The following is a 25,884-nucleotide window of genomic DNA, read 5'->3' on the forward strand; positions in this document are numbered from 1 at the left end:
AACGCCGGCTCCGACGGCGGAACGCCGGACCGTCCCGGCGTTTCGACGCCTGAAGCTGACGCTGGCGGGAACGCCGCGGGCAGCGGCGACTCCGGTTCCGACCCTGGTACCGCCCCCGGTACCGATCCCGGAGCTGTCTCCGGAACTGTCCCCGACACCGGCGGCAACGGCGCCCGGGACGATCGTCCCGATGAAAGCGATGAGGGGCTGGTCCCGTACGACGGCGTCGTCGAGCACTTATTTTTTCATCCGTTAATTGCGTATCCGGAGCTTGCATTCGACGGCGATGCGATGTCGGACGGCTACAACAATTATTTTACGACCGTCCCGGAATTCAAGCGGATGCTGGAGGCGCTGTACGAGCGCGATTTTATTCTCGTCGATCTGAACGACGTCTACGAAGAGAAGAAGGTTAACGGCAAGCTGAAGCTGACCAAGAAGACGATGATGCTGCCGCCCGGTAAAAAGCCGCTCGTCATTTCGGTCGACGATCTGAACTACTACGAATATATGATCGAGAACGGCAACGTGTTCAAGCTTGTCCTGGACGAGGACGGCAATGTGGCGACCTGGTCGAAGACGCCGGACGGCGAGGAAATCGTCTCGCGCGACAATGAAATCGTGCCGATTCTGGACCTATTCGTAGAGGAGCATCCGGATTTCTCATTCCGCGGCGCGAAAGGCGTGCTCGCGCTGACCGGTTATGAGGGGGTGCTCGGGTACCGCACCCAAAGCGGCTCGCCCGATCGCGAATCGGAAATCGCCGCAGCGAAGCCGGTCATCGAGCGGCTGAAAGAAACGGGCTGGGTTTTCGGCTCCCACAGCTACGGGCATATCAACGTGCCGAACGTCTCGCTCACCCGGCTCAAGCAAGATACGGCCAAATGGAAGCGCGAGGTCGGTTCGCTCGTCGGCGATACGGCGCTCTTCATCTATCCGTACGGCGCGCGCGTCGATCCCGGCGACGCCAAATTCGACTTTCTCGTCGCCAGCGGCTACAAGGTGCTGTCGGCGGTCGGACCGACTTCTTATACGAAAGTGCAGGGCGGAGCCTATACGATGGACCGGCGCCATATGGACGGCATTGCGCTGATCGAGCAGCAGAAGACGCTTGCCGATCTGTTCGTCCCCGACGCCGTGCTCGACCGCGACAACCGCCCCCGCAGCTACTGGGAAAAGAAGCCGCCGCATAAGCGCCCTTAAAAACAACAGGACGGAAGCCGTCGGATAGGACTGCTCCGTCCTGTTGTTCTGTACAGCTTCCGAAGAGGAGAGAAACCGGATGGCTCAGTCGGTCGATACGACTGCTCCGTCCTGTTGTTCTGTACGGCTTCCGAAGAGGAGAGAAACCGGATGACTCAGTCGGTCGATACGACTGCTCCGTCCTGTTGTTCTGTACAGCTTCCGAAGAGGGGAGAAACCGGATGACTCAGTCGGTCGATACGAATCTCCGTCCTCTGTTGTTCTGTACGGCCCTCCGGCCTGCCTCGCCGCCGTGCTACGAACCGACCGATTGCCGCTGCCAGGAAGACAAGCGCGCGGCCAGCCGCTGCCGCTCCGCCGTCAATTCCGGCGCAAACCGCGCCGGTTTACGGATTGCGGCGGCAGCCGAACGGCTTCCGTCGGTTTCGGAGACCTCCTCCGGCAGCAGCACCTGCTTCTCCCGCGAATCGCCTGACATCGATCGCTTTCGCAAATTCAGACGGTAATACTCCCGATAATAATGCCGTTTGCACAATCCTTTCGCATAATGAACATAATTGCAGTCTTGCACGCTGCAATCTTTCTTAACGCCTCTTCTTCTTCCCATTATTCTGCCTCCCATGTATAAGCGAGTAATAAAAAACGCAAGCTTTATTGCGCATAATCGCCCGTGTAGTTGATCAAAGCGACGTCGATGACGCCGTCAATGGCGGAAAATTCGTTGACAAACGCCGTATTGTCGTCGCGCAGCCGTATCTCCAGCGTAAGCTCGATGAAATCGTTGCGGACGGTTTTCGATTTCAAATGGTAGGTCATCCGGCGCAACCGGGTCCGAATGTCGTCGGCGGCCTTTTCGGTATGACGGATGATGAACAAATAAGGCTGCTCCCTGAACTTCCGTCCCGACATCCAGACGAGCGCCAGACCGACGGCGGCCGAACCGGTGAAAGCGATCGGATACAGCTTGGCGCCGCATGCGATCCCGGCGGAAATCGCCCAGAACATATAGACGATATCGAGCGGGTCCTTCACCGCCGTCCGGAATCGGACGATGCTGAGCGCGCCGACCATCCCGAGCGACAGCACGATATTCGTGCTGATCGTCATAATGATCATCGCCGTGATCATCGTCATCAGCACGAACGACACATTGTAGTTGTAGCTGTACACGACTCCGCGAAACGTTTTGCGGTAAATGAAATAAATAAACATGCCGATCGCGAACGAAGCGATAAGCCCGATGACGACATCGATGAACGACACATTCCGAAACGCTTCGAGATGAAGCACGCTTTTTTTGAATAAATCCTGGAAGCTGGTGACATCCCCCATAACAATCTCCCTTTTCGCTCCGTGTCGAAGTCAAATAAAATGGCGAATCCCCAACTCGCGGCAAATGACATATTTCGATATGGCCGACCGATCATGCGCCTGCGGCCGAACCAGCAGCCGCACCGTCTCCGGCAGGAAGGCGCCGTACTTGATTTCCATAATCGTCTTCTCCGGCGGCAGCGCTTCGGCCATAGCCAATCCCGGGTCGAACAGGTCGAGCGAGTTGATGCCGGCCGCGAGCCTCTTGTCGAATGTAATGCGGACATCGCCCGGCTCATCGATATAAGCTTCCCGGATATAGTCGGTTATCGCCGTCGGGCGGAAGCCGCGGTGGGCAAGCGCGCGGTAGAAATCCTGCAGCAGCGGCGCATCCGCCTTCCTCAGGAAACCGAAGTCCGCGGCCAATATCCGCGCGTACTCCGCTTTCGTCAGCGATGCGGCTTCTTTGCATACGTAATTGCCGAACTTGCTTTTCCGTTCCAGCCTGATAATGCGGTCGCTGCCGTTATAGATGCGAATGCGGTATTTCTCCCGGCCGAACACGCCGTTCACCTTGTCGTCAAGCGCGTAACCGTGCGGTCCGTCAAAGTAAAGGCTGCGGATGCCGTATCCGTCGGGACGGACGGAATGGCCGTCCAGCTTCAGAACGGCAGACAGCCGCTGCCGGAGGGCTGCGTAATCATGCGGGTGGATATAATACTTCAGCTCATGCCTCAGTTTTCGTCCGAGAAATTCCAAAAGCTATTCCACCTTTATTTGCCTGATGCCGTAATAAGGATTGCCTTCTTCGTCCTCATATTGATCGAAGGCGATCTGGGTATGCCCCGCCTTGTCCCGGACGACGACCTTCCAGTAATAAGTTCCCGGCTGCAGCGCGGGCAGCGACGTCTGCGTTTCGGTCAGCCCTTTGCGGCTTGCCACGATCCGGGTAAAGGCCGGGTCCGCCGCGACCGACCAGTCATAATACAGATCGTCGCCCTGCAAATCGTAGGAAAGGTCCCAGAAGAACGTTAGCCGTCCATCCCCGTCCTGCCGCACATCTCCGAGAAAGATCGGCTTCGGCTTCTGCAAATCTTCTGCGAAGCGCTGCAGGGAACGCTTCGGCGTTTCGGCAATCCGCTTGAATTCGTCATCCAGCTGACCGGTTCGGATCGGCCAAAAATCGCGGTCGGGCGACCGGCCGATGAACGGCTGCACGACCTGACGATACGCCTTAAGCCGTTCGGCGACCGCTTCGTTGTTGATCGCCGTCCGATACAGCTCGTCGATTTTATGCTGCAGCAGCTGGACATTTTCTTCGCTGCGCAGAAAGCGTCTGTGCAGCGCGTTCCCCCAATAATTGCTGATTCCGTTCGCATAATCGCTAATGCTGTGCAGCCCCCGCTGCAATTCCCAGCCTCCGTCGTAATCCCACGGCACGAAGTACCATTTGTCCGAATTCAGCGGCGAATACAGCAAATAGTTCTGGGCGTCGGTATCCATGTTGTCCATCAAAATATTGGCCGCGAGCCATGTCAGGTAATTGTCCAGATCGAAATGCCTGTCAATCACGTCACGGATCGGGATCGACATATCGTTGACGTCGTCCAGCATCGCAAGCAGCTTGTCGTGATCCTCCCTGCCCTCGATTTCCAGCACCTGTTCGAACGCCGCTTTGTCGTAGTCCGGATCGGATTGCGACTTCAGCGACTCCGGATAGCGGAAAAACTCGAACATGACGGCTTTGTACAGTTGCCCGTTCGGATCGAGCCAATGATTTTTCAGAAACATCTTGTTCGGCTGCTCCACATGGGTGTACAGGCCGTAATCGGCGAAACCCGCGGCAGCTCCGTTCTTATCGGTCAAGTCCTTGACATACAAATGGACAAACTGCGTCCGCAGGCTGGCGATGTCCGGAAGCGTCTCGAAAATGTCGTAGCTGAGCTTGTTGCGGATGCGGGACGGGTCGTAATAATGCTTGTTCAGATTAAGAGTCCGCTGATCGCGCCACAGTCCCGCCTGCTTGTTCAGCCTGATTTTGTACGACCGCTGCGGCGCATAGCGCGCCGTGTTGCCGCGAATCGAAATTTTCGCGTTCGCTTCCGTCTCGCCGTATCCGAACCGGCCTTTTGCAGGACCGCTCCCGTCCGGCGCTCCCTCCTGCATCATGATGTTCAGGTCGCCTTCCTCCATCTCGCTCTCGATGCGATTGAGCGTATACCAGTCCAGCGTCTTGCCCGTCTCCGCCTGATCCGGAAGGATCGTAATATAGAGCGGAATGACCGACGTGTCGTCGTCCCGCTCGTACAGCCGCTTGTCTTCGCGGAACGCCGCGGACGATTCCGCTTCGTCCGCGGCTGCCGTTCCGCCCGGTTGCGTCGCGGCAGCCGTCAGACCGGCCCGATCCGAAAACCCGCTATCGTTCGCGCAAGAGGCAAGCAGGAAGGCGAGGACGAGCAGCAGTACGGCGGACGCCGCATGCTTCCCCGGTTTTTTCCGAAAAACGGAAAGCCGGGACTTGCGGCCGTGCGCGCCGCCGCGAAACTTGGGCGGCTGCGAGCAATAGGTATAGTAATCGATATTTCGGACATATCGGAGCAGTCGGGCGAGCGCCAGCACGAGCGCGAGGAACGAGGCGGCAAACATGCCGAGCCCGTGTTGGTCCGCCGACATCGTCCAGGTTGTGAACGCCGCGTTCAGCACGACGAACAGGCCGCTGACCGCAAGCGCCCCTTTGCGGTCGTCGAAATAAAGCATAAGCAGCATCACGATAAACGCGGCGATAAACAGAAAGTAGCCTAGCACAAGAAGATGGAACGTATCGAGCTGCTCCATGGAAAAGCCGATGCCGGGAAGAAGCTTGATGCCGAGCGCGATCGACAAAATCGTAACCAGCAGCTGCACCTCCATCATGAAGCTGATTTCATGCATGAGCGTCTTTTGCATGTCGCGTCTAGCCTGCGCGATATCCGCGTACGTGCCGCCGTTCAGAATGCTGCTGTAATACGCGCGGTATTTCTCGTAAAACGACGTTTCCAGCGATACGACGAACGTAACGAGCGCAGGCGCGACCGTCAGATAAGCATAGAACGCCGGCAAATCGTAGAACGGCGAAATCGCAAATCGCTCCGCCACGCGCACGCTTTCCGGCCCGAACCAATAGACGAAGCTGTGAACGTAGACGCCGGCGTAAAGAAAGGTGCCGATCCAGAACAACGACGGGTATTGACGAAAATAGTTCAAAAAGCGAAAGTACAGAAGGCTCGAGCCGCGCGGAAACATCTGTCCGATATGGCGGGCCGACAGCAGCAGCATGGCCAAAAAACCGGCATCCATCATCGCGAGCGCGACGGTCGCGCTTTCGTAAGAAGTGAAGCGCAGAACAAGCCACGAACCGCCGACCGCAATGGCCGTGCCGTACAGAAAATGGTGGGCGATCCGCTTATAGTCTTTGAGCGCGGACAGAAAGACAATCTGGAGCCAGATGACGATCAGCTCCGCGAACAGCAGGAAGGCCGCCGCCTTGTAGCCGAAGCCCGCCGGCACACCGCGCAGAAACAGCCATGCGCTCCATGCGCAAAGCGGCAGGCAGACAGCTGCGGAACCGTAGAAAGACGGCAGCAGCAGCTCGTATTTCTTCGCAAACATCGCGTCGGCGACAAACCGCGTAAGCACCATGGACAACCCGCCGGTGATCAGGACGGAAAAGATAAAACAGTAGGCGACCGTCGCCAGAAACAGCTCCCGCTCCGCATACGGAGCGCCCCCCTCTGCCAGCAGCTGCTGCAAGGCCAGAATCATCGCAACGCAAAGCGCCATCGGACCGATCGACGTTAGCGACGAGTAGCCGTAAGCTTTCATCCCGCCGAGCAGCCCCTGTTCCCGAAACAGCTTTTTCAGTTCAAACCCTATGCCCGCCATCATTTCCCCTCCCCGAAGGAAGCATAGAGCCTGCGATAGCCGTCGATAAACCGTTCATGCGTATAATGCATGCGTACCCGTTTCAGCCCGTTGCTTCCCATTTGTTCGCGCAGCTTGCGATTGGCGCACAGCCGGACGATCGCCTCGGCCATCCGGTCGTAATGCATGACCGGCACGACTTCCCCGGCCGGACCGATATCGTCGCCGCGTCCGAGAAGCAGCTCCCGGCAGCTGCCCACATCGGTCGCGACGACCGGCTTGGCGCTCGCCATCGCCTCCAGTATCGCAAGCGGCATTCCTTCGCTTATGCTCGACAGCAGAATCAGATCCATTCGCTCCAAATATTCGCGGACGTTGACTTCCCCGGTAAAGACGACTCCCTCGACCTGCAACGATTCGATTAGCTGCAGACATTCGCCGTAATACTCCCTGTCTTCGTCCGTCGGCCCCATAATATAGAGCTCGGTTTCCGGCATTCGCTGCCTCACGAGCGCGAAGCTGTGGATCATCGTTTTAATATCCTTGATCGGCACGACCCGAACGATGGCGCCGATCCGGACGGCCGTCCGATCGCCGCCGGTCCGGCGGGCGGCCTGCTCATAGGCCCGGACGTCCACGCCGTTCGGAATGATGGCGATTTTGTCAGGCCGGCAGCCGAGCTCGATCTCGATCTCGCGGTTGCGGCCGAACAGCGTAACCACCTTGTCGGCATATGCATAGGCGCAGCCGGACAACCGGTAAAAATATTCGATCCACAAATCCTTGAAATAGCCTTTTACCCAATCCGCCTTGATGATCTCTTCCTCCCGCTCGCGCGAGTAAATGCCGTGTTCGGTAAGCAAAAACGGCTTCCCGTACAGATGCTTGGCAAGCGCCCCGACGACGCCGGCATAGCCGGTCGATACGCTGTGATAAAGGTCCGCCTCCGGAATGTCCCGGCGGACGGACAGAAACAGCGGCAAAATCATGGAGCGGACGGTCCAGATCATCTCCGTGAACGGGATCTGGGAATAGGTTTCCCGGCACAGCCCGGTCAGCACGTCGAAATAATCTTCGCTCATCAGTAGATCGGCAGCGTGCCGGAACCGCTCCGACCGGAACAGCGCGAACACGCCTTCCCAGTCCGTATGGCCGCCGCCGATCAACGAGCGAAGCGCCTCCTTCTCGCCGGCCGACAAGCGGAGACGTCTTCTGCCGCCATGCTCGTCCAGCGATTCGTCCAGAAACGTCTCCCTCACTTCCACGACATTCGGCGGGAGCGTATATTTGAACTTGCCACGCTGTCCTGCCTGCGCGCCGATCGTATAGATGATAAATTCATGATCGGGCAAATTCGTCATCAGCGAGTGAATCCAGCCGGAAACCCCGCCCGTCATATACGGATACGATCCTTCAGCTATGATGCAAACGCGCATACGCTTCAATCTCCCAACGTAATCTCAAAATCCGCTTTGGCGGCGGCAACGAGATAGACTCCGTCATCGATCTTTTGCGCCCGACAGCCGTTCAGCCGCTCGATGCTGCGCGCCGTTCTCAGAATGAAAAACTGATCGCGGCGGAACGGCTCGATCTTGCCGCGCAGCGTCCGCCCTTCGCGGGTAAAATCGGCGCGGCTTGCCAGCACGCCCTCCATCTCGACGGCCGCCTGCGACGCCGTCATCAGACGAAGCCACGGATAAGTCCGATCAAGCCGCCGCAGCATGGCGGAGAACTCTCGGTACAACTGCTCCCACGACCGGTTGCCGCCGCGCTGCCCGTCGAACAGGTCGTCCGGATGGATGAAGTGGGAGAAAAAGCCGTGCGTCGTCAACGCATTGGCCATCATCCACCGGTCAAACGCATTTTCCGTGTAGCCTGAAGTGAGCCGCGGCATTTCCAATATCCGGTCCTCCGCAATCTCAAACTCCTGCACATAGGCCAGACCCGACGCATCCTCACCGTAAAGCGAGGAGATCACGGCCATGTCCGGCCAGCCCTTCTTGAGCGCCTCCCGCCCTTCCGGATCGAGCACGTTGGACGGAGGCACGTACACGATCATCCTGTAGTCGGGAAACGTCTCGCCCACAAACCTGACCGCTTCCTCCACCGCTTCGGCCATGTTGTCGACGTCAGGCCACGGGACATAGCCGTACGCGTCGGCCACTTCCTCCCGGAACGTAAGCGACTGATGGTTGTAGCCGTGCAGCCCGAGCTCTCCTCCGCTCTTGATCAGCTCGCGGCCGAAGGCGAACAGATTTTTCCTGTCGGCGTCGGACGGCGATCCGAACGGAGGCTCGACCCGGTCGTCGTACGATTCGATGAATACCGCAGTATAATCGACATCGTACCGCTTCGCCGCCTTCAGCATGTCCGGCCACCATATTTCCTTGTAGAAAGCGCGGATATCGCGTCGGTACTCCCGATAGATGGCCTCATCCCGCCCGTTCCGGATCGGCGCCGGAAAATCGTCGATATAAAACAGCTTGGAATTGAAAATCGGGTAAATAAAATCGGGCTCCAGCATGCTGAGCGCGCCGGCAAACAGCCCCCGATTGAACTTCTCGGTCAGAAGCGTGCCGTTGACAACCATAAATTTCCCTTGGCCGAACGGAAATTCCCACAACAGCGGAATGCCTTCGGCCGACCGGGCAAGCACCCGGCTTTTGGCGTCCAGCTCGACGATAATGGACGAGTTGACGACGAACGGCTCATGGAGCCGAAGTCCGCGCTCTCCGATCAGCACGTTCTCCGTCAGCTCGATGCCTTGCGTATCCTTCATATCCTCGGCCGCGACCATGCCCATTTTGCGGTACAACCGGTAGAAAGCATGGTTCAGCTCGGGACGAACCGCCAACAGGACATAGCCCCCGGCTTCGGCATAGGCGCCAAGCGCCTCCGGATCTCCGAGCAGTTCGAGATTTTCCGTGGCGACGATGACCGCCGCGCACGGCGCGAAGTCAAGCCGTCCCTGCCGCACGTCCGACGTCTGCGCCGGTTTTTTCATATACCCGAGCGTTCGTTCCAGCTGGCGCTTGATTTTGACGCTTTCTTCCCGGGAGCCGTCGTATGCGACACAATACGGACGGCCGGACGGGCGGAGGACATCGTCGTCCGGAACGGCCGGTTTCCATCCGGACATTCCGCCCGCGACCGCTTCGTTGCGGATCGATCCGAACAAGCTTTCGGAACGCGACATCTGTATCAGCAAGGCCAGCAGCAGGATGCCGGCCAATAGAATATAGACATTCGGTTTAAGTCTCACCTTCGGTTCCAACGCGCGTACCTCCCGACCAAAACCTTACGATCGTCAGTCCCTCGTGGGACAACCGAACCGGCGAATGTTTCAGCTGCTCCAACGTACGGTTTAATTTGTCGAACGAGCGGACGGTGAAATACACTTTCATCAGACGGATATAAGCGTCCTCGCGATCGGGGAATTGCCGCAAATACCGGAGCGCCGACCGTTCGGCCGAGATGTATTCGCCGAGCTTGAGATCGGTGTCGATTTTGTCCGGATACGCCTCCGCGGATTCCGGAGCCAGCTCGATCAACCGTTCCAGTACGGCCGAATACGTATACCGGTATTTCATCTCCGTACGCTCGTCGAGAAAACCGCTGCGCATATAGCTTTTTAATACATCCGCATAGGCGCGCAGCAGAAACGGATCGTCCTTCTCCTTCTCATAACGGACTTCGAATTGCTGCAGCTTGAGCATCAGCTGGCGCTTGACCTCCATAATGGCGCTGGCGGCATAATGGGACGTCTCCGTATCCTCGTTGCCGACGGCCGTCTGCAGCACGCCCAAATATTCCAGCGAGTCCTGCTTGAGCACATCGATCATCGCCTTGCGCCGTATGGCGAAATCGTTGACAAGCAGCGCCTCCTCCAGCGGAACGATGTTCATTTCCCGCTCGGCATCCGGCTTCAGAATCGCTTCGCCGCGGCTCTCTCCGATCCGGAAATGATCGAACGCGGCCGTATCCTTCTGCCGCTGCGCATGCTCCGGCGGGCGGAAGAAGGGCAGGAGCAGTCCAATGACCGGCAGGCCGGCGGCCAGTGCCGTCCGCATCAGCCATTCCCGCTTGTCGCCGCGGCAGATCGGCGCGAGAGCGATGCCGCAGACGACGACGTAAGCCATATAGATCCGCTCAAACATAGGGTCCATCCTCTTCCGCCACCCGAAGCGATATGCCGTTCCTCCCGAGCCGCTCGAGCACGCTTGCGGCCTCCTCCATCCCGGAGTTGCTGAGCAGCACCATAAGCTCCCCCCGTTCTCCGATGCCGATATAGTCCGTCTCGCGCAGCAAGCGCGATATTTCGCGGGACAGCTCTTGCCGCGCATCGTCAGCCGGTCCGGCCGACAACAGCACGTACTCGATCCCGTGCTTCGCTTTTGCCTCATGCTTGGCGGCGACAATTTCCGCGAATACTTCCGGCTTCAGAATGGCCGTCCCTTCGATATAACGCTTGTTCTCGGTCGCTTCGACGAACGACAGCGCCCTCGACAACGCGGAGGAGACCAGTCCGACCAGCACGCTGAACAGGTTCTGATGGTAAAGGGTGAAATGCTCGAATTCCATTTCGTGAATCGCGACGACGGCCACCGGCTTTCCGCCGCTGATGACCGGCGCGGCCATTAAAGGAACGCCGGGCTCAAGCTCCGTATTGACGAACAGTTTCCGGTCGTGAAGCGCCTGCCGGGCGAACGGCTCGCTTTCCACCCTGACCGATTTGGGGATCACGAGATCATCCGGATACGAATGGGCGGCGAGCCGCAAATAGTTTCCGGACCGGTCGACCGTATAAATCGATACGCCCTTGGCCTTCATCAGCGATTCCAGCACGGTTACCGTGGATGTGAAAATTTGCTCGGGCTCCAGGCTTTCCAGCGATTTCGTGACCGAATAGATTTTGCCGAAGCTGTCGCCGCTTCCGAGAACCCGCTGCTGCAGCTCGTCCTTCACTTTGCGGGTTTCATGATAGACGTCGGTCAAAAAAGCGTGCTTCTCCTTCAACGCTTCCAGCTGTTCGCCCATCGATTCCAATATCATGTTTTTCCGTTCGACCGAGTAGCCGACCACAAGACCGACAAACAGGTACACCGTCAAATGAAACAGAAAATCGCTGTCGTAAAGCAGCGAGACAAGCTCGCGCCCGTTCCCGAGCTGCTCGTAGATGAACAGCAGCGTCGCCAGGGCAACCGCGACCAGCGACTGCCGGGTGCCGTACAAAATGCCGAGAAGCAGGATATAGACGATCCGCAAATCGAGAATGTCGATCCAGCTGTCCCGGACGGACAGCATAAGCCAGGCGGTCAACGCGAAGGCGAGCAGGTTCTCGGCATAAGGGACGACGGCCTTGAACGCCGCGCGAAGCCCGGGCGAGCCGAACCGCGCGGGAGCCTTCGCCTCTTTCGCCGAAGCGGAGACGGCCGCATGCCATTCGTACGTTTTGCGCAGCCCTTCCTGCAGCGAATATTTCGGCGACCAGTCCAGATCCTTCTTAATGTTCCGATTGTCCAGCGCCGAGCGCTCGAAGTCGCCGGGGCGGACATCCATATATTTCACGACGAGCGTACCGTGGATGGAGCGGAGCTCGCCGATCAGCTCGTTCACACTGCTTTCCTTGCCTGTGGACAAGTTGTAGACGCCGGTCAGACCGGAATACGAGGCGCGGTATACCGCATCGGCCACGTCTTCGACATAGATGAAGTCCCGCGTCTGTTCGCCGTCCCCGTACACGACCAGATCCTGCGAGGCGAGGGCCGCCTTGATGAATGCCGAGACGACCCCTCCCGCTCCGGCTCTGCCCTGGTGCGGCCCGTATACGTTGGAAAACCGGAAGCAGAGCGTCTCCAACCCGTACATTTCCTGCCATTTCCGGCAATACGTTTCCCCGATCATTTTGTTCAGCCCGTACGGCGAAACCGGCTCGCAAGCTTCCGTCTCCGCAACCGGCAGCCGATCGCTTTGCCCATATACGGCGGCGGACGATGCAAAAATAAATTTTCGGACGCCGTACTTGTGTGACAGGTTCAGCATATTGACCAGACCCAAAAGGTTGGACTCCGCGTCCAGCCGCGGATTGTCCATCGAAGCGGCCACATCGGCATGAGCCGCAAGATGAACGACGACATCGAACCGGGTACTGCGGAATACCTCTTCGCACCGGCGATCCTCGACCGGCAATAAATAGCTTTTATGCTTGAAATTGACGTTGCGCTTGTCCCCGGCAGACAGATTGTCGATAATGACGACCTCATAGCCTTCCTTGTAAAAACGTTCCGCTACGAATGAGCCGATAAATCCGTATCCACCCGTCACCAACACGTTCATCGCAAGCTTCCCCGTTTCTTTTTGAGACCGGTTCTTTTTTTCGAAAACAAAAAAGACTGCCATTATAACATGGCAGTCGGACGATCATTATGCTGGAATACCAGCATGGCAGACTCCTGACTTTGCGTCCCTAACTTTCGATAGGTTTGCTTTTTACAGGTCGTTCCAATATGTAATTTTTTTCAATCTGAGATATAGGTTGTATTATATACAGTTTCACAAAAAAAGCAACACTTACAATTTCCAGACCAGTATTTCCCTGCCGATTGCTGCCGGTATATAATAAACAAACATGATGAAAAATGACGGACCGCCTGTCGCCGAAAGGAAGAAAAACATGAATGCCCTTCTATACCGCAGCCTCGTGATGTTGGCCTTTTTGGGGATAACCGGGATACTTGTGTTTGTAATTCAAGACAGCCTGCATGCCGCCGAAAGCCCGGCCGGGCGAACCGTATTTTATCCGGAAGAATCCGACCGGGTGCTGGCCAACCCGTTTATGGGCTTTGCCGTTGACGCCAAATACGACGAATCCGCGCAGCCGTTCCGGCTCGCCCACGTCAATCTGACCTGGCGGGAACTCGAACCGGAGAAAGGCCGATATGCCTTCGATGCCATAGAGGAAAAGTTTAACTTCCCGTTATGGAGACAACGCGGCGTACATCTGATCGTCCGGGTGATCATGGATTATCCGCGGGACTACGCCCATATGGATATTCCCGACTGGCTCTACCGCGAAATCGGCGGCGACGGAACCTGGTACGACAACGAATACGGCAAAGGGTTCAGCCCCAACTACGACAACTCCTTGCTGATCCGCAATCACGAACGCATGATTTCGGCTCTCGGACGGCGCTACAACGACGATCCGTTGATCGCATTCATTCAATTGGGCAGTCTCGGCCATTGGGGAGAATGGCATACATGGGATAAAAAGGAAGGCTACATCCCGTTTCCGAAACGGAACGTTTCCGACCGGTACGCCGAGCACTATGTCCGGGCGTTCCCGGACAAGCATCTGCTGATGCGGCGCCCGCATGATGTCGCGCTTCGCAACGGCATGGGACTGTTCAACGACGCCTTCGGGGATCCGAAAGCGACGTCCGACGGTTTTTATACCTGGTATACTCAAGGGTACACGTCCTGGCTGACAAAGGAAAAGGAACCGGCCATGCTCAACTTCTGGACGAAAGCGCCGAGCGGCGGCGAATTTGCGCACAGAACGAAATATTTTCAGGACGACAGCATCGGGGAAACGCTGCGGCAGGCGCGGCTTACGCATGTCAGCTGGATGGGCCCGAACGCGCCCTATCTCGAAGAAGACCGGACGCTGCAGGCAAATATCGACCGGTTTCTCAACACGATCGGCTATCGGTTTGTCATCGTCAAGGAATCGCACGAGAAAGAGGCGCCGGCCGGCGGGAAGCTGAATGTCCGGCTGGACATCCGCAACCGCGGCGTAGCGCCCTTCTATTACCCGTGGCCGCTGGAATTGTCGCTGTCGGATGCGGCTACCGGCGCCATCGTGCTGAAGACGGTTGCGGATGCCGACATCCGGCAATGGTTGCCCGGGACGCGAACGGTATTCCATACGATAAAGCTGCCCAAGCGGCTGGCCGAAGGCGAATATATCGTCAACGCGGCCATTCTCGACCCGCAAACCGGCAAACCCGGCGTCGAATTCGCCATTGAGGGGAGACGGCCGGACGGCCGCTATCCGCTCGGCAAGGTCATCGTCGCCGCGCCGTCATGAAGACAAGGCGGAGCCGCAACGCGTCGACCGTTCCCGGTCCGCCTGCGGCCCCAACTTTAACTGTTTCCGGCTACAACAGCCGCAGGCTGCGCGCCTTTCCCCTCGGATAATGCCGCGCATTCGCGAAATACGAAATGCTTGCAGCCGCGGCATTTCGCCGGATTTAACCGTTCCAACGCATAATTGATCGCTTCGCCGGTATGCTCGAAAAATCGGTCCGCCCCGATCTGTTCGAATAATCCGGTTTTTCGGAGCATGTCAAGCGGCTGCGGCTGAATCCCTGCAAACAGCACCAAACCGCCTTGCTTCCGATAACGTTTGACCAGACCGGATAATTGGTAAGCGCCCGTCGTATCCATGAAGGGAACCCGGCTCATACGCAGCAGCAAAATATTCGGCTTCGGACGGAGCGGATCCGCCAACAACGACTTTTCAAATCGACCGACCGCCCCGAAAAATAAAGGCCCTTCGATCGTATAAATGCCGATTTGAGGACAATCATGCCCTTCGAACACCATATGCGCTCTCACTTTGGCATGCTTGCTGTTCGGGTCGGGAAGCACTTTGGCTATGTTCAACAGGTCGCTCATCCGCTTTACAAACAGCAGGACAGCCATCATCAGCCCCGCTTCGACAGCTATCGTCAAATTCGTAAATACCGTCAGCAAAAACGTAACCACGAGCACGAGCGAATCGCTCGTTTTGGTTTTCAGAATGTGCATAAATTCCTTCCGCTCGCTCATATTCCATGCCACCAGCATCAGGACCGGCGCCATGCCGGCAAGCGGAATATGGGAGGCGTAAGGCGCAAACAGCAGCAGCACGAGCAGGACGACGAAACCGTGGATAATGCCGGACAGCGGAGATACCGCTCCGTTCTTAATATTCGCCGCCGTGCGGGCGATGGCGCCCGTAGCCGGAATCCCTCCGAACAAGGGCGCGGCCATATTGGCGATTCCCTGACCGATCAGCTCCCGGTTGCTGTTGTGGCGGCTTCCGGACATGTTGTCGGCTACGACGGCCGAAAGCAAGGACTCGATACCGCCGAGCACGGCGATAATGAATGCGGGTTGAAGCATCGCCGCGACCCGTTCCCAGGTGAGCTCCGGAATATGCAGCGGAGGCAGACCGCTCGGGATCGCCCCGAAGGACGAGCCGATCGTAGCGACCTGGCCTTTGAAAAAGAGCGCGGCGACCGCGCTCGATATGACAAGCCCCAATAACGCTCCCGGCGCCTTCGGCAAAAATCGGGAGGCGAGCAGCAGAACCGCCAGACTGATCCCGGCCGTTATGACGCTGTACACGTTGATCGATCCGATATGCAGAACGATTTCCCGCATGTTCAGCACGAATTCCTCGTGTTTGCGGATGCCGCTCAGTCCTAAAAATCCGGCAATTTGGCCGCTGAATATAATGACGGCAATGCCGGCGGTAAACCCGACCGTTACGGGACGGGGAATATACCGGATGAGCACGCCCAACCGAAGCACGCCCATTAATACAAGAAGGATCCCCGCGAGAAAACCGGCAATCAGCAAATCCTCATAGCCGTACTGCATCACGATCGCAAGCAGCACCGGAATGAAAGCTCCCGTCGGACCGCCGATTTGAAATTTGGAGCCTCCGAACAGGGAAATCAAAATGCCGGCTACAACCGTTGTGTAGATGCCGTACTCGGGCTTCACGCCGGATGCAATAGCAAACGCCATTCCCAAAGGAATGGCGATAATGCCGACAACAAGGCCGGAAACAAGATCCTTGCGAAAACCGGCTAAACTGTAGCCCTCAAATCTTTCCTTCCCGATCATTCGGCGCGACCTTCTTTTCTCCATAAAATAAACGACGAATTTTACAGCGATCATACTCCTCTGTTGAAGCGGCTGTCAAATACGAAAAAGGTTCTTCAAGGGACAAAGAACGATAATGACGCGAAGAAAACGGGCAAAACCGCCTTATTGCTTACGGTTCCCCTGGCTTTTTACCGCTTGCCGCGAGCGCCGCGGCCGCCTTTGGCGCGGCCTGCGGCAGTAGCGGCACCGCGGGAAGATGCGCTCTTGCGGCCGGCACTCGCCGGCTGCGTGCCGCGCGGGCCGGTTGCGCCGGCCCGTCCGCGGGAACCGCTGCGGTACGTGCCTCCTTGCCCGGCGCCGCCGCGGCTTGCTTCTCCGCGGTTTGCGCTTGCGGCGCGCGAACCGGTTGCGCGGCTTGTTGCCGCGCGGCTCGCGCTCTTGCGGCCGCTCTCGCGTTCGGCTTCGGCCGTGCGGGCCGTCGCGTCCGAACCGCCCGCCTTCGACTTCGGCAGCGTCATGCGGATCGACTGCTCGATCAGCTCGAGGTAGCGTTGATCCTTCGGCGCCGCGAACGTGATGGCAACGCCCGTCCCGCCGGCCCGTCCCGTTCGGCCGATGCGGTGAATATAGCTCTCGGCGTCATGGGGAATATCGTAATTGAAAACATGCGTGACGCCTTCGACATCGAGACCGCGGGCGGCGACATCGGTCGCCACCAGCAGCTGGAATTTCGCTTCGCGGAACCGCTTCATCACCTGCTCCCGCTTCGCCTGCGACAAGTCGCCGTGCAGCTCTTCGGACGCGTACCCGCGTTCGAGCAGCGCCCCGTTCAGCGTGCTGGCGCGCCGTTTCGTCCGGCAAAAAATCATCGCCAGGAACGGATTCGCTTCGTCAATCGCCCGGCACAAGGCGTCCTGCTTGCCGCGATCGGTCGTCAGGACGACCCGCTGTTCAATTTCCGCCAGCGTTACCTGCTTATCCGGACGGATCCGGACAAAGCGCGGCTCCTTCATCACCTCGCGCGCCAGCTCGCGGACTTGCGCAGGCATCGTGGCGGAGAACAGCATCGTCTGCTTCTGATGCGGCGTCTGCGCCAAAACCGATTCCACCTCCTGCAGAAATCCCAGGTGGAGCATCTGATCCGCCTCGTCGAGCACGAGCATCGACAATCGGCGGAGCAGAACCGACCCCCGGCGCAAATGATCAAGCAGACGCCCGGGCGTCGCCACAATGAAATGAACGGCGCCCTGCAGTTTGCGCAGCTGCCGGTCAACATCTTGTCCCCCGTATACGGCGAGCACGTTCACGCCCGTGACCGGCGCCAGCTTCTCCAACTCCGCGGTAATCTGGATAGCCAGCTCCCGCGTCGGGGTCAGCACAAGACCCTGCACATGCGGAACATTCGGATCAATCCTCTCCAGCATCGGCAGGATGAACGCGAGCGTCTTCCCCGTCCCCGTCTGCGCTTCGGCCATGACGTCATGCCCGCCCGCGATGAGCGGGATCGCTTCCGCCTGAACCGGGGTCGGCCGCACAATGCCCGATTCGCGCAGCCGGCGGACCAGTTCCGGACGAATGCCCAAAGGCTTGAATGATTGCAGCATCTTCTCGTCTCCTTGGTATGACATATTGACCCATTCTACAGGATCTCAAGCAACAATGCACGCGAAGGATGATGGACCGGCGAATCGGGCATAAGGCATGCACCGTCGATCGGACCTATGGCTCCGAAACGCAACCCGCCCCCGTCTTGCCATGCGGAATCCGGCAAAACGGGGGCGGGATCAGTTTCAACTCTTTACTTTTACCGGGACTGATAAACGCCCAGCAGGTCTTCCGCCAGCTTGAGGTCTGCGGTCATCCGCAGCTTTACTTCGGCATGAAGCGCGCGGTCGCTTTCGATCTCGCGGCGCAGCTTGCCGAGCTCGTTCTCCAGCTTGCGGGCCGTCTTGGCGGTCAGCGCACCGTCGTCGCGATCGAGTGCGCTCTTGAGTTTCTCGAGCTGCTTCTCCAGCTTCTTCACCGATTTGGCCGGCATGCCGCCGAACGGCACATAGATGTCATCGATTTTCCGCTCCATTTCTGCGAACAGCTTTTCATAAGGAGCGGTCTTTCCGAAGGCGGGGAAGACCGCCTCGTTCCGGTAAACGCCCGGCTTCAAAATATCGCCGTAGCGGCCGGAGAACAACGATTCGAACTCGAACAGCGCGCTGCCGTGCAGCCCTTCCGCGTTGACGCCGGCGATTTGCCGGGCAAGCTCCTCCTTCGTCAGTCCGATGAACGTCCCGACCCCGGAAGCGGAAAGCGACTTTCCTCCGGCTACGGCGAGCGTCTTCCTCGCGTCTTCGACGACGAGCGAGGCGTCCGGATGGTACGACATATGGAACAGTGTGTCGATGTAGCCTTTGTCTACCCAGTCTTTGGCCCGCTGGGCGAGCAGCGCGGGAGCACTCTCGAAGTTCGGCCATACGGCCGCCGTAATCGACAAGTCCGGCTTGATGGCGCGCGCTTCCGCGACGACCCGGTCGACCCATGTATTGATGATGCCGATTTTGAACTCCAGCCACGTCTCCCACAGCGCATCGCCGGGATGGAGATCGAGCGGATCGGCGCCGTACTCGCTTTTGAACAACTCCCGGGTATAGGGCTCGTAACCGTGATCATTCGTATAATCGCCGGCCCCCGGATAACGGGTGTAGTCGAGATGGAGGCCCGCCACATCATATTGGGTCAGCAGCTCCTTGTACACCGACGAGACGAAGTCCCGCGCATCCGGAAGCGCCGGGTTGAGATAGTAATATTTGAAGTCGCTGCCTGCGCTCGATTCGTAAGGGTCTCCCTTGCGGCTGAGCATCGTCCATTCGGGATGGATTTCCAGCACAGGCCCTTTTTTATTTCCGCCGACGAAAAAGTTTTCCACCCAGGCGTGAATTTCGATCCCCAGCTTCTTGCCCTCCTCGATGTAGGCCCCTAGCACGTCAAAGCCGTTGTAGATCGGATTGAGCCCGGTCAGCGGATTGTCGGTCGGGAATGCGGTATAGCCGTCCCACCACGTTTCCAGATAAACCGCATTGATGTTCAGCGCCTTGATGGCCGTCAGATGTTCCCGGACCTGCTCGACCGTCTGCTCTTTGGGGCGAAGCCAGAGCCCCCGGTGCTCGACGCCGCGTGATTCGACATTCATATAGCCGGCTTCGTTCAGGAAACGTTCCAGCCGGTTCAAAATATCGGATAAGCCTTCGACTCCGTTGTCCCGCAAATGCGCTTCCGCTTCCGCATAGGCCTGCTCCGCCTGGGCGATTCGGTTTTCGATCTCTCCGTACGGCACGTCAAGGAACCGTTCGCGGGATGACGCAAGCTCGCGCCCGATGTTCGCGAAGCCGATCTCCGCCTTGTCCAGGTACGACTCCGGCGTGAACAGCAGCAGAACCGTCTTCGCTTCGCGGTTCACCCTTACCGTGGCGCCGATCTGCGCATTGGCGGCCAGCCAGGACGCCTGGGCTCCGTGGCCGGATAGCACGAGTCCGCCGTCCGGAATGGCGCTGTCGTTGCCGCCGATGGAGACGACTTTGCCGTCGGCGTTCACCGTCACTTCGAGCCCCCACGGATTCGTTCCGGTCGACGGTTGCCCGTAGCCGCCGTCATACACGATAAGCTGATCGGGACCGCGCAATCCGGGATACGGCGTATTCGTCGCCTCGTCGTAGCCGCCGGGGTTGTCTTCGCGCGTCTTCGGATTGACGGCGTCGTATGCCGTTTTGGCCGCCTTGTATAGCGTCTGGTTGTCCAATACCAGCTTCACCCCGTCTCCTACGGCGACTTGGCCGTTCAGCGCCGCATACGCGGCACTTCCGATTTGAACCGATATGATGTAGCCATCCGCCGGGATGGGCGAATTGTTGTCGAGGAAACCGCCCGGATTCGCAGGGTCCGGGCGAAAGCCGACGATGTTCGTGACGACGTCGTTTACGACCGTCAATTCCATCCCCCAGGCGTTCGTGCCGGTCGTCGCCCCGTAATCGGGCAAATACAGCACCACTTCGTTCGCGTCGCGTACCCCGTTCACGTCGTCGATCGGCACGACGATATCGCGAATCTGCGCGTACCGCTCGGGCAAGATCGGGATGTCAAGGTTCAGCGCGCGCACCGTCTGCCCGACCTCGACGCTTGCAAGCAGCGCTCGTGCGGCGCCCGAAGCGGAAATGACATAACCGTTCGCCGGAATGAAAGTTCCTTTGGCGCCGTCGGACTGAATGCCGGCGACGGTGTCCCCGGTCACGATGTATTCGGCCGTATCCGCTCCGTAAGGCGGCGTCGACGTCCCGTATGCGCTCGTATACAAAGTTACGCCGTCAGCGCTGCGCTCCTCGTCGACACCGTCGACGTTAACGCTCGATCCGTCCTCGAGCTGCAGCTGCCTGCCGTCGACCGGCTCGGGCAGGTCGATGCCGGTCACGGTCACTTCGTCGCCCGCCTTCAAATGCTCGAGCAGCCACTGCTCGCTCGTCCCGTGGCCGAACAGCACAAAGCCGTTCGTCGGAATCGGGACGGCGCCGACCCGCGCCTTCACGTCCGTCACCGTATACTTGCCGTCGAAATACTCGGCGGTTACGGCGGCCGAATAAGCGTTGCCGTCCGTCTTGTCGGACGCATGCTCGCGGGTGAACAGAATCAGCTCGTCGGCCGCCCGGATTGGCCGGTTGACATCCGTGATGCCGATCGACGCCCCGTCCGGCGCGTGCGCCTCCGCAACTGACAGTGCCTCTTCCCCGGGCTGCCCCTTCGGCTCCGGATCATCGGCGCCATACGCCGCCCCTTCCCCGGCCATCGCCGACAGCACGATCGCCAATACGAGAACAACCGCCGTCGTAATCGTTCGCTTTCTCATTACGTCATCCTCCCATTCGGTTCGGTTTTGACTGTGTCGGACATTGATGTCTGTTGCAGTACCGCCTCACCTCCTTGGCAACATCGACGCACACAAGTACATGAGTAAAGCGCTTACAATAAAATCGAAAAAACGGTTCCGGCCGCGGAAAACCGGATGTCCCGCCGGACATCCCCGCTTCGCGGTTCCGGACATTATATCGGCGAAGGCGCGTGTGCACGTGCGGTTGCGGTTGCTAGCCGTACACCCACACCTGCGCGGCCGCTCCGATGACGCCGGCGCCGGCGCCGAGTCCCGCCGGCAAAATGCGGAGATGCCCGCCCATGGACGGATACGTCTGCGCCTTGACGCGCTCGCGAATCGCCGCCATGAGCGGCTCGCCCGTCGCGGCGACGCCGCCGCCGATAATAACGGCCTGCGGATTGAACGTATGCACCAGGCTGCTGATGCCTGTTCCGAGCGCCAGCACCACCTTGTCCATAATGCGGACCGCCCACGGCTCCCCGGCGAGCCAGCCTCGAATGACCGCATGGGAATCCGGTCCTTCCGAACCGCCTTCCGGCACGCCGGCCGCGCCATCCGCTTTGTCCGTACCGGCAGCGGCTGTTTCCGCAGCCGCCTGTTCGCGGGCGAGACGGGCGATTCCCGTGCCGGAAGCGTACAGCTCCAGACAGCCGTAATTGCCGCAGTAACAGCGCGGACCGTCGAAATTGACCGACAGATGGCCGAGCTCTCCCGCTCCGCCGAACGCGCCGCGCACGAGCCGTCCGCCTTCCATGATCGCGCCCCCGACGCCCGTGCCGAGCATCAGGCAGACAAAATGGTCGAATTCGCGGGCGGCGCCGAGCGCTTTCTCCCCGACGGCAAAGACGTTGACGTCATTGTCCGTCCATACCGGCAGCCCGAACCGCTCCTTCACCGCCGCGCCGAGCGGGATGCCGGTCCAGCCCGGCATCGTCCCGCCGGCATAGGCGACCTTCCCCGTCGCGAAATCGATCTGCCCGGCGCTGCCGATGCCGATTCCCGCCAGGCGGGCGCCGGACAGACGTTCCGCTTCGGCGAGCACGGCGCCGGTCAGCTCAAGCGCGCGCAACAGAACGGCTTCGCCCCCTTCCTGCGCCAGCGTCGGCGCAATCCGCTCCAGTACGATGCGCCCGGTCCGATCCACCGCTGCCGCGTGCATCTTCGTCCCGCCGATGTCGACGCCGATAGCCAGTTCCGTCATGCTTTCTCCCCTCCGAACGAGTCCGCTTGTACTTTTAACGAGTTCGGTTGTCCTTTCAACAAGTCCGCTTGTCTTTTCAACAAGTTCGGTTGTCCTTTAACGTGTCTTCTTGTCCAATAACGAGTCCGTTTGTACTTTTTCGCTTGCCTTTTTAACGAGTCCGTTTGTCCTTTAAAGAGTCCGTTTGTCCTCTCAACAAGTCGCTTGTCCTTTTAATACAGTTTGTCCGCCACCGCGTTCGCCGTCTTTTTGACCGAGGCGTAAGCCGTTTCCTTCTTCGTGATGGCAATGAGCGTCGCCACAATGTCGATGACGTGGATTTGCGCAATTTTGGTCGTCAGCGCGCCTCCCTGGAAGGGCGTCTCCTTCGACGGGATGAGCAGCACCGCATCGGCGATCTGGGTGATCGGCGACTTGGCGTGGCTCGTCAGACAGACGACGCCGGCTCCGTTGCGCTTCGCCTCCGCGATCGGATCGACCAGGTCCTTCGTGCTGCCGGAGGTCGTAATACCGAGCACGACATCCCCTTTACCGGCCAGCGCCGCCGACATGGCGATAATATGCGAATCGCGCTGCACTTCCACGTTCATCCCGAGACGCATCAGCCTGTAATGCGCATCCAGCGCGGTAATGCCGGAGGAGCCGACGCCGTAAATATAGATTTTGTTCGCCTTGACAAGCAGCTCGACGGCCTCTTGCAGGCTTTCCAGACGAAGCAGATCCATCGTGCTCTTCAGTATGCTTTCATGGTTCTGGGTCATCTTGCGGATAATGACGTCGAATTCGTCCAACTCGTCGATCTCCCCTGTTATATAGCTGGGAAGATGGACCAGATCCTGCGCGACGGCCAGCTTGAAATCGTGATAACCGCGAAAACCGAGCTTGCGGCAAAACCGGATGACCGACGTTTCGCCTACGCCCGCCTTCTCCGACAGATCGGTAACCGTAAACATGACCGCTTCTTCCGGATTGTCGCGAACCGCGTCGGCCACTTTCTTCTCCGCCTTGGTCAACGAATTGTATATGCTGGAAATCATCAAAATCGGATTGGAGGTCTGCATCCGTTTCAGTTCTTTCTTCATCCTTCGATTCTCCTTCTTTCCCGCAGGATGGAAACATGAAGCGTCGGCTTGTTCTGCAGCCTTTTCAGGGCGCATGATCTTTATTGTAACATCGTTTTCATACGATTGAAAGATATATTTTTCATTTTAAATGTTCGCGGATATTTCCTCCGTGTGTGAAAAACGGTTATAACCGTTCTTTCGCTTGCCGGCTGCAATCGCCATATGCGTTAATTAAAGTGTCGGGCCGACGAATCGAGCGGAAAGGAGGCTGATCGAAATGATTCAGATCCATGAGGTGGTCTTCGCGTAAGCGAAGCCCGTACAAGAGAGGCCCTGCGGGGCCTCTCCCTATTTGGCGGCAATCTGCTTTATTTATTTTGTTGCGGCATTGGAAAGTATTTACTTATAATGATTATAGAAGAAGTAGCGGCCGCAAGGCTGCGCAGTAACGTGGATCATTTGGAACTCCACGGTTTTTTTGTCTTTTCGGACATCACATTATCATGAAAGGAGGAGCCGTCATCATGGCATTTCGGACTATTGCAGATGAACAGGCATACGCATTTCGCTCGCGTCAATCGAAGGAGGTTTTCAATGGGGCATTACAAAAATGGAAGAGATGTGCTTCCCCCTAGCCTTCTCCAGGAGCTGCAGAAGTACATCGACGGCGAATTGATCTATATTCCGAAAAAAAACGACCGGCGCGCCAAATGGGGCGAATTAAGCGGAACGCGCAAGCTGAAGGCGGAACGAGGAAATTTGGCGCAGCTATCGCAGCGGCTGCTCGATCGCCGAGCTGGAGCGCCTCTATCACCTGTCGGAAGACAGCATCCGCAAAATCATATCCAAAACGCGCAACGCCCGGGTAAGCGAGTCCTGACAGCCGTCAGGCCGCTCCCGGGCTTTTTTCGCCGATATTTCCCGATCCCGATCCGGATGCGGATGCGGATATTTAGAGACGATTTAAAGTCTTGTCGCAATACCTGCCATCCTCTTACAATAACAATACAATCGGAACTATAGAGGAGGTTTATTGATGAAAGCGCTGTCAGATGATCGGCAAACCATTCCTTCCTCATTCAGAAAGTGGCTCGGCACGTTGGGACCATCCTTGATTACCGCCGCGCTGGTGCTCGGTCCCGGCAGCATTACCCTGACGTCCAAAATCGGCAGCCTGTACGGGTACAGCCTGTTCTGGGCGCTCGTGCTGTCGGTTCTGTTCATGCTCGTCTTTACCGCTATGAGCGCCCGCATCGGCATGGCTTCGGACCGCTCCTTGCTGGCTCTCATCCGGGCGAAATGGGGGAAGACCGCCTCCGTCCTGATCGGCATCGGCGCCTTCCTCGTCACCGCCTCGTTCCAGTCCGGCAATGCCATCGGCTCCGGGCTCGCCATCGCCGATCTGACCGGAACCTCCACCGTCTTGTGGATCGTCTTGACGACTGTGATCGGCATGTCCCTGTTGTTCACCAAAAACTTTTACGTCGTTCTCGAAAAGCTGATGCTCGCCATGGTCGCCTTGATGATCGCCGCTTTCCTGCTGACGCTGATCATGGTCAAACCGAGCATCGGCGGCATATTGAGCGGTCTCGTCCCGGTCGTGCCGGACGGCTCCATCCTGCTCGTGATCGGATTGGTCGGCACGACGTTCAGCATCGTCGGCGCGTTCTACCAATCCTATCTCGTCCGGGAGAAAGGACTGACCAAGGCCGACCGGAAGCACGGCATCCGCGAAAGCTTCTCCGGCATTATCATTCTCGGCCTGATCTCATCCATGATCATGATCAGCGCGGCGGCGGTGCTGCTGCCCCAAGGGACGACAATCGTCTCCGCCGGTGACATGGGTAAAGCGCTCGAGCCCGTCTTCGGCAGCTGGGCCAACGACGTCTTTTTGCTTGGCCTGTTCGGGGCTTCCTTCTCCTCCCTGACGGGGAACGCGACGATCGGCGGCGTGATGCTGGCCGAAGCGCTTGACCTGGGAAGCAAGCTGAGCGACCGCAGCGTCCGCGTATGCATTATGCTCGTGATGGCGATCGGCGCTTTGGTCTCCCTTATTTTCGGTTCTGCGCCGCTCGAGATGATCGTATTGGCCCAGGCGGTCACCGTCATTATCGTGCCGGTCATCGGCATCGCCATGTTCGCCGTGGCCAACGACAAGGCGGTGATGGGCGAGCTCAAGAACAAAGCAGCGAGCAACATTCTCGCCGCCATCGGCATCGCCGTATTGTTCGTTCTGGCCGCCAACAATATTCGCACGATCTTCTTCTCCTGAGCGGGAAAAAAGGCGGGAAGCCTCGCGCCGAATCACTCGGCCGGCCGTTTGCGAACCTCCAGGGCTCTATTCGTCCGCGCCTAACCCGCCGGACGCCTGATGTGTACCTCCAGGGCCTTATTCGTCCGCGCCTACCACGCCG

The 25,884-nt window shown here is 58.4% G+C and carries 16 protein-coding genes, 1 pseudogene and 1 riboswitch; of the genes and pseudogenes, 4 read left to right on the forward strand and 13 right to left on the reverse strand.

Annotated features, from left to right (window positions below):
* On the forward strand, positions 1-1,203 hold a 1,203-nt coding region (locus ABEV74_RS01900; RefSeq protein ID WP_430143054.1), incomplete at its 5' end, for a polysaccharide deacetylase family protein.
* Positions 1,204-1,498: 295 nt separating this feature from the next.
* Here ABEV74_RS01900 and ABEV74_RS01905 read toward each other — a convergent pair.
* Genes ABEV74_RS01905 through ABEV74_RS01940 form a run of 8 tightly spaced genes read right to left on the reverse strand, consistent with a single transcriptional unit; the run spans position 1,499 to position 12,750 of the window.
* Entirely contained in the window at positions 1,499-1,810 is a 312-nt protein-coding gene (locus ABEV74_RS01905) for a hypothetical protein (RefSeq protein WP_062490797.1), read from the reverse strand.
* Positions 1,811-1,854: 44 nt separating this feature from the next.
* Entirely contained in the window at positions 1,855-2,535 is a 681-nt protein-coding gene (locus tag ABEV74_RS01910) for a DUF4956 domain-containing protein (protein ID WP_430143056.1), read from the reverse strand.
* A 30-nt stretch (positions 2,536-2,565) separates the two neighbouring features.
* Complete coding sequence (locus ABEV74_RS01915; RefSeq protein WP_213530273.1) at positions 2,566-3,273, reverse strand: polyphosphate polymerase domain-containing protein; 708 nt, start codon at positions 3,271-3,273, stop codon at positions 2,566-2,568.
* Between the two features lie 3 nt (positions 3,274-3,276).
* Positions 3,277-6,438: an exopolysaccharide Pel transporter PelG gene (gene pelG, locus ABEV74_RS01920; protein ID WP_430143058.1), complete on the reverse strand. Its 3,162-nt coding sequence runs from the start codon at positions 6,436-6,438 to the stop codon at positions 3,277-3,279.
* On the reverse strand, positions 6,435-7,850 hold the full coding sequence (pelF, locus tag ABEV74_RS01925; protein WP_213530281.1) for a GT4 family glycosyltransferase PelF: 1,416 nt from the start codon (positions 7,848-7,850) through the stop codon (positions 6,435-6,437). Before pelF ends, pelG begins: the two co-directional genes overlap by 4 nt.
* Before the next feature lie 5 nt (positions 7,851-7,855).
* On the reverse strand, positions 7,856-9,688 hold the full coding sequence (locus ABEV74_RS01930) for a DUF2194 domain-containing protein (RefSeq protein ID WP_430143060.1): 1,833 nt from the start codon (positions 9,686-9,688) through the stop codon (positions 7,856-7,858).
* Entirely contained in the window at positions 9,666-10,580 is a 915-nt protein-coding gene (locus ABEV74_RS01935) for a hypothetical protein (RefSeq protein WP_430143062.1), read from the reverse strand. The genes ABEV74_RS01930 and ABEV74_RS01935 overlap by 23 nt, the downstream gene beginning before the upstream one ends.
* Positions 10,564-12,750 (reverse strand): NAD-dependent epimerase/dehydratase family protein, encoded by a 2,187-nt coding sequence (locus tag ABEV74_RS01940; protein WP_430143064.1) that lies wholly within the window; start codon positions 12,748-12,750, stop codon positions 10,564-10,566. Before ABEV74_RS01940 ends, ABEV74_RS01935 begins: the two co-directional genes overlap by 17 nt.
* A 68-nt stretch (positions 12,751-12,818) precedes the next feature.
* A riboswitch (cyclic di-GMP riboswitch) is annotated at positions 12,819-12,911 on the reverse strand.
* Between the two features lie 176 nt (positions 12,912-13,087).
* Between ABEV74_RS01940 and ABEV74_RS01945 the strand changes: the two genes are divergently transcribed.
* Positions 13,088-14,503, forward strand: a complete 1,416-nt coding sequence (locus ABEV74_RS01945; protein WP_430143066.1) for a DUF4832 domain-containing protein — start codon at positions 13,088-13,090, stop codon at positions 14,501-14,503.
* 56 nt (positions 14,504-14,559) lie between these two features.
* On the opposite strand, the gene ABEV74_RS01950 is transcribed toward ABEV74_RS01945, so the two are convergent.
* The 5 genes from ABEV74_RS01950 to ABEV74_RS01970 form a co-directional block, all read right to left on the reverse strand.
* Positions 14,560-16,311, reverse strand: a complete 1,752-nt coding sequence (locus tag ABEV74_RS01950) for a SulP family inorganic anion transporter (protein WP_430143068.1) — start codon at positions 16,309-16,311, stop codon at positions 14,560-14,562.
* A 170-nt stretch (positions 16,312-16,481) separates the two neighbouring features.
* Complete coding sequence (locus ABEV74_RS01955) at positions 16,482-17,897, reverse strand: DEAD/DEAH box helicase (RefSeq protein ID WP_430143070.1); 1,416 nt, start codon at positions 17,895-17,897, stop codon at positions 16,482-16,484.
* 200 nt (positions 17,898-18,097) lie between these two features.
* Positions 18,098-21,181, reverse strand: a complete 3,084-nt coding sequence (locus tag ABEV74_RS01960; protein ID WP_430143072.1) for a family 10 glycosylhydrolase — start codon at positions 21,179-21,181, stop codon at positions 18,098-18,100.
* Positions 21,182-21,416: 235 nt separating this feature from the next.
* Positions 21,417-22,406, reverse strand: a complete 990-nt coding sequence (locus tag ABEV74_RS01965) for an ROK family protein (protein ID WP_430143074.1) — start codon at positions 22,404-22,406, stop codon at positions 21,417-21,419.
* A gap of 212 nt (positions 22,407-22,618) precedes the next feature.
* The gene (locus tag ABEV74_RS01970) at positions 22,619-23,488 is read right to left on the reverse strand and encodes a MurR/RpiR family transcriptional regulator (RefSeq protein ID WP_430143076.1); all 870 of its coding nucleotides are present in this window, start codon (positions 23,486-23,488) and stop codon (positions 22,619-22,621) included.
* 576 nt (positions 23,489-24,064) lie between these two features.
* Between ABEV74_RS01970 and ABEV74_RS01975 the strand changes: the two are divergent.
* A pseudogene (locus tag ABEV74_RS01975) lies at positions 24,065-24,350 on the forward strand (CD3324 family protein).
* A 156-nt stretch (positions 24,351-24,506) separates the two neighbouring features.
* Positions 24,507-25,742 (forward strand): Nramp family divalent metal transporter, encoded by a 1,236-nt coding sequence (locus tag ABEV74_RS01980; protein ID WP_062490768.1) that lies wholly within the window; start codon positions 24,507-24,509, stop codon positions 25,740-25,742.
* The last annotated feature ends 142 nt before the right edge of the window (positions 25,743-25,884 follow it).

Source organism: Paenibacillus cisolokensis (assembly GCF_050481165.1).
In the GTDB taxonomy this organism is placed as follows: domain Bacteria; phylum Bacillota; class Bacilli; order Paenibacillales; family Paenibacillaceae; genus Paenibacillus_AH; species Paenibacillus_AH cisolokensis.